Here is a 9,556-nt window from a genome sequence, read left to right on the forward strand (position 1 = left end):
TAAAATAATAAAATAATAAAATCACACAGAGGTAAATATTTTATCCTCGTTATTTGAGCACATGTTGATTATCCATTTTTATAGATAAATAAAGTGTAATTATATCTCTTGGAGAATCGGGAATGGGTGTTTTTAATAAAAGAAAAATCGCGTTAGGCGTTATTGCTGCAATCTCATCTGGCTCAGTTTTTGCAGCTAGTAGCAATAATGACACTATTCTTGTCACTACAGCGGCAGGCTTTCAACAGAAAATTGAAGATGCTCCAGCGTCTATTTCTGTGGTGAGCCGTGAGCAATTGGAAACTAAGGCTTACCGTGATGTGACTGATGCACTGAAAGATGTGCCGGGTGTTGTTGTTACCGGTGGCGCTAGCAGTAGTGATATCAGTATTCGCGGTATGGCGTCTCAATATACGATGATTCTGGTTGATGGTAAGCGTGTTGATACCCGTGGTACTCGTCCAAACCGTGATAATTCGGGGATTGAACAGGGGTGGTTGCCGCCGTTGGCCGCGATAGAACGTATTGAGGTGGTGCGTGGTCCTATGTCTTCTCTTTATGGTTCTGATGCGATGGGGGGGGTAATTAACATCATTACCCGTAAGGCACAGAAAGAGTGGAAAACCAGCTTCCGTGCTGATAGCACTTTACAGGAGCGTTCTAAATCAGGTAATAGTCATCAGAGTAGTGTTTATACTTCGGGTCCAATTATTGATGGATTATTAGGGCTGAAAGTGAGCGGCCTGTATTCTCACCGTAATGAAGATAAATTTATCGGTGGTTTTAACAAACAGGAAATGCGTAATGGTTCAGCCACTTTCTCTTTCACACCCGATGAGCAGAATACTTTTGATTTTGAAGCGGGACGTTATGAGCAAGATCGTGATTCTACTGTAGGGAAAACAAAGACAAGTAGTTGGCGATCTCCAGGTAATAGTGAAAGTCGATATAAAAGAAATAACTATTCTATTACCCATAATGGCGTTTATGATTTTGGAACGTCAACAACGTACTTCCAGCGTGATGAATCACGTAATCCTGGTCGTGATATGAAATATTACGATAATCTGTTCAATACTCATACAGTATTTATGTTGGATGATCATTCATTGAGCATCGGTGGTCAATATCGTTATGAGGATTTGCGCGATGAAGGGAATCAATTAGCTTCTGCTAAAAATATCAATAAGCTGACCCGTTGGAGTTGGGCGTTATTTGCTGAAGATGAATGGCAAATGACCAATGACTTTGCTCTGACCGGTGGCATCCGTATGGATAAAGATGAAAACTTCGGTGACCACTGGACTCCACGTTTGTACGGTGTATGGCATGTTGATGAGCAATGGACGATTAAAGGTGGTGTTTCTACAGGATATCGTTCACCAGAATTGCGTCAGGCGGCATCTAATTGGGGGCAGATTACGGGGGGCGGTGGTGATCCAGCGATTATCGTCGGTAATCCAGATTTGAAACCAGAGAAGAGCTTCAATCAGGAAATTGGTGTTATCTGGAACAATCGGGATAACTTTAATGTCGGTTTAACAATATTCAACACCGAATTTAAAGACAAAATTACTGAATTACGCCGTTGTACCGATCCAAGTGGTAGGTCTCAGGGCAAATGTGTGATTGATGGCACTGCTTATAAATTTATCAGTGACCGTGTGAACATTGATAAAGCCAATATGCGTGGTGTAGAAGCGACGATGAACTGGGATATTGTTGATAACTGGGTATTGGCTGCAAACTATACGTATACTGATTCTGAGCAAAAGAGTGGTAACTTCAAAGGGAAACCTTTGAATAAGATGCCTAAACATATGGCGAATGCAACCTTAAACTGGCAGGCTTTACCAGAAATGCAAACTTGGGCTCGTGTTAACTACCGTGGTAAAACGTCGAGTTATTTATCACGTACCTCTATGGAGAAAGGAACACCGTCTTATGCCTTTGTAGATATCGGTGTCAGTTATTATTTGGCTGATGGTTTACGCTTGGTAGGTGGGGTATACAACGTATTTGAGAAACAAGTAACTGAAGACACTCATGATATAGTATTGGATGGTCGTCGTTATAACATTGGTATCAATTACGACTTTTAATAATGCGTTCTAACTAACTGTGCCATAATCCTCTTTGTTTGTTGCAGACAGAGGGGATTTTTGTTTTTTGCTCATACCTGTAAAAACTGAATAGCAACCCGTTTTGTGTTGTGTTAAAACTTAGTCATGTCAAAGAAATGTATATGACACCGTTAAACTCCATAGCGTCATCAATGAGTGTGGTAAAAAATAATGAACTTTTAGTGCGGCGAGTATTGCTATTTCAGGTCTTCAAGTGCAGAATTCGCCCACTGGAAAATAACTGATGCGTTTATATGTGTCGGTTATTTTTTTTGCTTTGACTTATTTTTTACTATACCAGAGGCCGGACTCTGAGCCGGATAGATAATTGGCCACGAGCAACCGCAACGAGAATCGGTTGCCGTAATGAGGAACGCTAATATGGAGCAATTATTCTCTTCTGCACTTGTACCAATCGGTACATGCTGCTGCATTGATGACTACGGAGCATTGAGCTCCGCATATAATCCAGCCTCTAATTCTACTGCCTATAGGCAGAAGCGAAGTCTTCCCAGTAACTGTCGATTAAGTAGTGTCATAACACGAATCGGAGTTATTGGAGGTTTCGCTCATGTCTCATAATACTGTAATCCCACTAGGCACCAACCAGACTGGTGCTAACAATCGTGTTCAACTCAGAAAAACACTGACCTTGGTTCAGGTAGTGATGATGGGTCTTGCTTATCTGCAACCTATGACTATCTTTGATACTTTCGGCATTGTTTCTGGTTTGACTGACGGTCACGTAGCGACATCCTACGCTATTGCTTTGATCGCAATTCTGTTTACCGCCGTGAGCTATGGGAAATTGGTAAAACGTTTTCCATCTGCCGGATCTGCATATACTTATGCACAAAAATCCATTAGTCCGTATGTTGGCTTTATGGTGGGTTGGTCATCGTTATTGGACTATATGTTCATGCCGATGATTAATATCTTGTTAGCGAAAATTTATCTTCAAGCCATTTTTCCTAGCGTAGATCCGTGGATCTTCGTTGTGGGTTTTGCATTACTGATGACAGCTTTTAACCTGCGTGGCATTAACGTTGTTGCTAATCTCAACACGGCTATTGTTATTGTCCAGGTTGCGATCATGGTTGTATTTGTGGGTTTACTGATCCACGGAGTGTACAACGGAGAAGGAGTAGGAACTTTATGGAGTGCGAAACCATTCGTTTCTGAAGATGCCCATTTAATCCCGATGATTACTGGGGCCACGATTTTGTGCTTTTCATTTCTAGGGTTTGATGGCATTAGTTCGTTGTCCGAAGAGACTCCGAATGCTGGTAAGGTGATCCCGAAAGCGATTTTCCTGACAGTATTAATCGGTGGTGTTATCTTCATTGCGGTTTCTTATTTCTTGCAGCTCTATTTTCCGGATATTTCTCGGTTCAAGAACCCGGATGAATCTCAGCCAGAAATTATGCTGTATGTAGCAGGTACCCTGTTCCAATCCATTATTTTGGTGTTCTCTTGTATCACCGTTTTGGCTTCTGGTATGGCGGCTCACGCGGGGGTTTCCCGTCTACTCTATGTTATGGGACGCGATGGTGTATTTCCTGAGAAAATATTTGGCTATGTTCATCCAAAATGGCGGACTCCGGTAATCAACGTATCGCTGGTAGGTATCGTAGCATTGTCTGCAATTAGCTTTGATCTGGTGACTGCAACGGCTCTGATTAACTTTGGTGCGCTGATAGCGTTCACCTTTGTAAACCTGTCGGTCATCTCTCAGTTCTATATCCGCGAACGTCGTAACCGTACATTGAAAGATACAATCAACTTCCTGGTATTGCCTGTGATTGGTGCCTGTACTGTTGGAGTGTTGTGGATGAACTTGGAACAAAGTTCTATGGAGTTGGGTCTAACTTGGGGAGCAATTGGTCTGGTTTATATGGTATTCCTGACCCGTCGCTTCCGTCAGCCGATGCCTCAATGCTCTGAAATGGTTTAATATCCAGTTTGAAAAAGAATAATGGCGCCGAATTTGGCGCCATTATTTTTGTCATGAGGTTGCCAATTTGTCTTAGTAATGCAGAAGAAGGATCTTAGGAAAGAAAACAGCGAGGCAGCTTGCAGATAAGAAAAATTCCGGCAGTAAATAGAGAAAAACAATCTATGCTGAGAGGTAATTATACTATAAGGAAGAGACTATGAATGATGCAAAGACTTCTCAAAATCAGCAATTCATTACTGCCTTGACCTATATTGTCGGTAAATCTCATATCCTGACTGCTCCTCATAAAACTGAACGCTACCGTAAAGGCTTTCGCTCGGGTCAAGGCGATGCTTTGGCCGTAGTATTTCCCGGCTCGCTGGTGGAACAGTGGCGTGTATTTAAAGCCTGTGTTGAGGCGGATAAAATCATCTTGATGCAAGCAGCTAATACCGGTGTAACTGAAGGTTCTACTCCGAGCGGTAGTGATTACGACCGTGACATAGTGATCATCAGCACGCTGCGCATGAATAAGATCCAAATCCTGAAGCAGTGTAACCAGGTAGTAGCACTGCCGGGCAGTACATTATGGCAACTTGAACGTGCGCTCAAACCGCTGGGGCGTGAACCTCATTCAGTTATCGGTTCTTCCTGCATTGGCGCTTCCGTGATTGGGGGCATCTGTAATAACTCAGGAGGTTCTTTAGTTCATCGTGGGCCGGCTTATACCGAAATGGCGTTATATGGGCGAGTGAATGAGAACGGTAAGCCAGAGTTAATTAATCATCTGGGTATCTATCTGGGAGAAACACCGGAAGAGATCCTCTCTTGTCTGGAAGAACAACGTTATAGTGATCAGGATATAGAACAGGGTCAACGCAAAGCGTCTGATTATGAGTATGCCCAACGAGTGCGTGATGTAGATGCCGATACGCCATCGCGTTTCAATTCTGACGAACGTCGTTTGTTCGAAGCGTCGGGTTGTGCAGGTAAGTTGGTCGTGTTTGCTGTCCGACTCGATACTTTTCCGGCAGAATCTTCGTCTCAGGTATTTTATATTGGCACCAATCACACTGACGTATTAACGGAATTACGTCGCCATATATTAGCCCATTTCCGTAATTTGCCGGTGGCGGGTGAATATATGCACCGGGATATTTTTGATGTTGCAGAAATTTACGGCAAAGATACGTTTATCATGATTGATAAGCTTGGTACTGATAAAATGCCAAATTATTTCACCTTGAAAGGGAAAATGGACTCTATTTTCAATAAGGTTCCATTTTTACCTTCCCATTTTATTGATCGCATGATGCAAGGATTGAGTCGTTTATTTCCTTCCCACTTACCTAAACGTTTGAAAGAATATCGAAATCGTTTTGAGCACCATTTGATATTAAAGATGTCTGGTGATGGGGTTGAGGAAGCTAGAAATTGGCTAGACAGTTATTTCAGCCAAGCAGAGGGGGCATTCTTTGCTTGTACGCCGGAAGAAGGTGCCAAAGCATTTTTGCATCGTTTCTCAGCTGCTGGTGCAGCGATCCGTTATCAAGCCATACATAGTAACGAAGTGGAAAATATTCTGTCGCTTGATATTGCTCTGCGTCGTAATGATCGTGAATGGTTTGAACAGTTACCGCCAGAATTTGATGATGTATTAGTGCATAAACTTTACTGCGGGCATTTTATGTGCCATGTATTCCATCATGATTACATTGCAAAAAAAGGCGTGGATATACATGCACTGAAAGAAAGAATGATAGAGATTCTTGATCAGCGTGGGGCGGAATATCCCGCAGAACATAATGTGGGCCATCAATATCAGGCTAAGTCTCAACTTAAGGCTTTTTATCGGATGGCTGATCCCACTAACATTCTCAACCCTGGAATTGGAAAAACATCCAAGCTGAAAAATTGGCGCGAAGGATCTTAATGCCAATATTCTCGGCAGTTACAATTCTATGCTGGTAGTAAAAAAGTGTAAATCTGTAAAAGTTTATGAAAATCACCCTGTTAAAAAGAAAGGCGAGTATATATGACTCGCCGTTTTATATTTGTCCACTATTTGTTTGATTATCCGACTAATTTGACTGCATACTCCATCAGTGCTTTAAGTTGACGGCATTTTTCTTCATTACTTTGGTATTCAATAAAGAATTGCTCAATGATAAAGATATATTCACTGAGTTTATCCTGAGTTAATACATCTTGACGATGACGTAGCCAGCGTTGTTGTTCGTCATAAGTCAGAGTAGCAGGGTAATTTTTGGCACGGTAGCGGAATAACAGAGTTTTAATTCGCGGGTCTTGGAAAGTCAGGTTTAAAGCAGGTAAATTCTGCGGCAGTGTCTCACGGATAATATTCATTGCTGCTTTATCGGCACTACTAAAAAAACCATCATACAGCTTAGCGTCAACATTATCGGATTCAGGAAAAGGCTCGGCCTCTGCAAACAGCTCTACAATTTTTTCTCTGATTTGTGGATTATTTCGCAGAATAGCCAGATTTCTTTCACAATGATCACGATCCAAACCGATACGTTCGGCATCTTCTGTCCGCAAAGTATTATCGGGGGCGATTATTGGGCACTTATTAATGTGAACCAGTTTTATGGGGACTGGTGGTTGATCTGGCGGCAATTCATCATGGCGGGTATATAGACGTTCACGCAATGCATCTGCATCCAATTCCAGTAATGGTGAAATATCTCCAGCTAAATCGCATACAATAACGGCATTCTGATTTACTGGATGCCAGGCAAGAGGTGCAACCAAACTGAGATTGCTGCGAGCAGAGCCAAACATCCCGGAAACATGAACCAGCGGTTTCATTTGGGGGATATCAATGAGGGCGCTAATTTTCTGCTTATTTCTTAATTGAAAGAAATAATTGAACATCTTTGGCTGTACTTCTTTGAGTAATTTTGCCATTGCGATTGTGGCATAGACATCGGACATAGCATCGTGAGCATGTGAATGTTCAACACCATTTGCCTTGGTCAGATGTTCCAGTTTAAAGCTAGGTAGACCATCTTCATTCTCTGGCCAGACAATACCTTCGGGGCGCAAGGCATAACAGGCACGTAATACATCAAGCAAATCCCAACGGGAATTACCTTTTTGCCAACTATAAGCGTATGGATCATAAAAATTGCGGTAAAAGATATTCCGGCTGACTTCATCATCAAACCGAATATTGTTATAACCGAGGATACAACTGTTCGGCACACTGAATACATTATGAATCTGGCGGGCAAATTCCGCTTCACTGACCCCTTTTTCTAATGCAATTTGAGGCGTAATGCCGGTAATCATGACAGCTTCTGGTTGTGGGAGATAATCATCAGCGGGTGAACAGTAAATAACTAATGGCTCTTCAATAATATTGAAATCCATATCAGTACGAACACCGGCAAACTGAGCTGGTCTATCTAAGGCCGGATGTTGACCGAAAGTTTCGTAGTCATGAATGTAAAAGGTGGGTTGTTCGCTGCTGTTTTTCACTGTTGTTCAATGTCCAATGATGTTAATCGTTTGTTTCTGCTGTTCTTTCAAGGAGTAAATGGTATTTTTACCCTAAAATACAGGCAATTATTGCTTACTATCTTAGAGAATCCAGGTAATTGCAATAACATTGTATACATGTTTTCCTACTTTCTGTTCTGCGATTGTAAGCCAATGATTAACATTTTGGGTGCTTGAAATAAAAAATTGTATATTTTAAGGCCGATTATCCTTGACTACGTTGACATATTTATTTCAATATGTAGGCGAAATGTTGAAATTATTAATGGAGTGAATATGTCAAATTTAATTTATTTAAAGATTAATGGCCAAAACCAAGGGTTAATTTCTGCTGGCTGTGGTGGAAGAGATTCAATTGGCATCAAGGAGCAAAATGGGCACGAAGATTAGATTTTCATCTATAGTATGCAACATCTTATGACTCGTAAACAGAATGTTTCACATCATCCGGTAATTATCACTAAACCTATCGATAAATCCTCTCCTTTATTGGCAAAAAGTTTGGATGATAACGAAAAATTAGAGTGTTTCTTTGAATTTTATCGTATTAATGAAAATGGTGGACTTGAACTTTATTATACAATCCGTCTTGGGCAGGCATATATTGCTAGTTTGAAATCAGATTACCCGCATTCATTAACCAGCAATCATATGATGCCACAGGAGATTCTTTCAATCGAGTACATAAATATCACATGGAATAATGTGGCCTGCTCAACCGGCGCATATAGTATTTGGGATGAAAGGGTTTTTTAATGGATGGATCTAAAGAAATTGCGGAAAAAATGGTTTCAACAATTGGTGATGGTGACAGCGGTTGGCTTACCGGGTTTGCTGAAGGGGTATTAGATATTCCTGTAGATTTTTATTATCTTGGTTATGATTATCTCGATACTGATCATAGATGGGATAATGAAAATGACAAATATCGTTTTATTGGATTGATAAAGTCAGATGCAATTACACTTAATAATCTTAACAGGATTATTCAGGTTGTTTTTGAAGAGTATTTAAGTAAGCTCAGTGAGGAGCAAAAGAAACGGTTAGTTAGCACAAAGCTTGGAAAGCTGTTTGGAGGCATTGCTGCAAAATATGTCATCTTTAATGGACAGCTCGGTGCTTTTTTTGGCACAAAATGGTTTATGAAATTTGGTGGTTCTCTAACATTTACTACAGTTTTGGGGCTTGGTGCGTCAGTTTCTAGGGCGATCTATACCTCTAGGGAATTAGCTCAAACAAACCCAACCTTATATATGCAATTAAAGAGAGAGGGAAATTTGGATTTACTCTATTTTTTAGTTGAGAATAAAATGAAACCGTATGTCAAAGCCTTAGAATTGTATGATCGAGATCGAGGTTTATTTAATGAAATATTTGATGAATTCACCGAAGGACTAGATAAATGACGATGAAAATCATAAGTATCTTGATGAAAATCGTGATGCACATAACTCAAGGGATAATTGGTGCGGTGAGTGTATTTTCAGTTATGGGTTTAGTTTATTTTACACTGATGTCAACATTGGAAAATCGATATCAGTATGCGATAGTTGCAGGTATATGTTTGGCTCTTTCCGCGTTTTTTTACTATATAGCGGAAAAAATAAAGGAAAAATGCATATTATTCCAATAGGTTATAATTAGTAAACATAGGAGTTATTCTTTGCCAAGGTGGATTAGACTAATAGGTGCATTTTTCAGGGAAGCTTTTCTGTCATTAATGGCATTATTACAGGTAATCTTATAAGTACCTTCTATCTCCTATCATACTGGTGGTATTTAAAATATTTATTCAGTTTTGCTATAAGGACTGAATAAATACCTTTTACTAGTTTGCTGATAAATTGTTTAAGTAATTTTACCAGTAAACAAGATATATATACTCTTCATCTTTCAAGCTGCTGCTTTGTTGGCTGCTTTCACTCACCCCAGTTACATCGTTATCTATGCTCCTGGGGATTCATTCACTTGC

General features: G+C 40.5%; 5 protein-coding genes and 1 pseudogene. 5 read left to right on the forward strand and 1 reads right to left on the reverse strand.

Annotated features, from left to right (window positions below; genetic code table 11):
* Positions 1–122 precede the first annotated feature (122 nt).
* The 3 genes from KZ793_RS16120 to dld all read left to right on the forward strand — a co-directional run bounded on the left by KZ793_RS16120 (position 123) and on the right by dld (position 5,992).
* Positions 123–2,102 (forward strand): ligand-gated channel protein, encoded by a 1,980-nt coding sequence (locus KZ793_RS16120; protein WP_225816258.1) that lies wholly within the window; start codon positions 123–125, stop codon positions 2,100–2,102.
* A gap of 592 nt (positions 2,103–2,694) precedes the next feature.
* The gene (locus KZ793_RS16125; RefSeq protein WP_225816259.1) at positions 2,695–4,077 is read left to right on the forward strand and encodes an APC family permease; all 1,383 of its coding nucleotides are present in this window, start codon (positions 2,695–2,697) and stop codon (positions 4,075–4,077) included.
* Positions 4,078–4,276: 199 nt separating this feature from the next.
* A complete protein-coding gene (gene dld, locus KZ793_RS16130; RefSeq protein WP_225816260.1) occupies positions 4,277–5,992 on the forward strand; it encodes a D-lactate dehydrogenase in 1,716 nt (571 codons plus the stop codon).
* A 140-nt stretch (positions 5,993–6,132) separates the two neighbouring features.
* Here the strand turns inward: dld and sbcB are convergent, their stop codons facing one another.
* A complete protein-coding gene (sbcB, locus tag KZ793_RS16135; RefSeq protein WP_225816261.1) occupies positions 6,133–7,563 on the reverse strand; it encodes an exodeoxyribonuclease I in 1,431 nt (476 codons plus the stop codon).
* A gap of 297 nt (positions 7,564–7,860) precedes the next feature.
* Here sbcB and KZ793_RS16140 point away from each other — a divergent pair.
* Positions 7,861–8,340: pseudogene (locus KZ793_RS16140) on the forward strand (Hcp family type VI secretion system effector).
* Positions 8,340–8,990 (forward strand): hypothetical protein, encoded by a 651-nt coding sequence (locus KZ793_RS16145; protein ID WP_225816262.1) that lies wholly within the window; start codon positions 8,340–8,342, stop codon positions 8,988–8,990. Before KZ793_RS16140 ends, KZ793_RS16145 begins: the two are co-directional and overlap by 1 nt.
* The last annotated feature ends 566 nt before the right edge of the window (positions 8,991–9,556 follow it).

The sequence above is a fragment of the Photorhabdus antumapuensis genome (assembly GCF_020387775.1).
Classification (GTDB): domain Bacteria; phylum Pseudomonadota; class Gammaproteobacteria; order Enterobacterales; family Enterobacteriaceae; genus Photorhabdus; species Photorhabdus antumapuensis.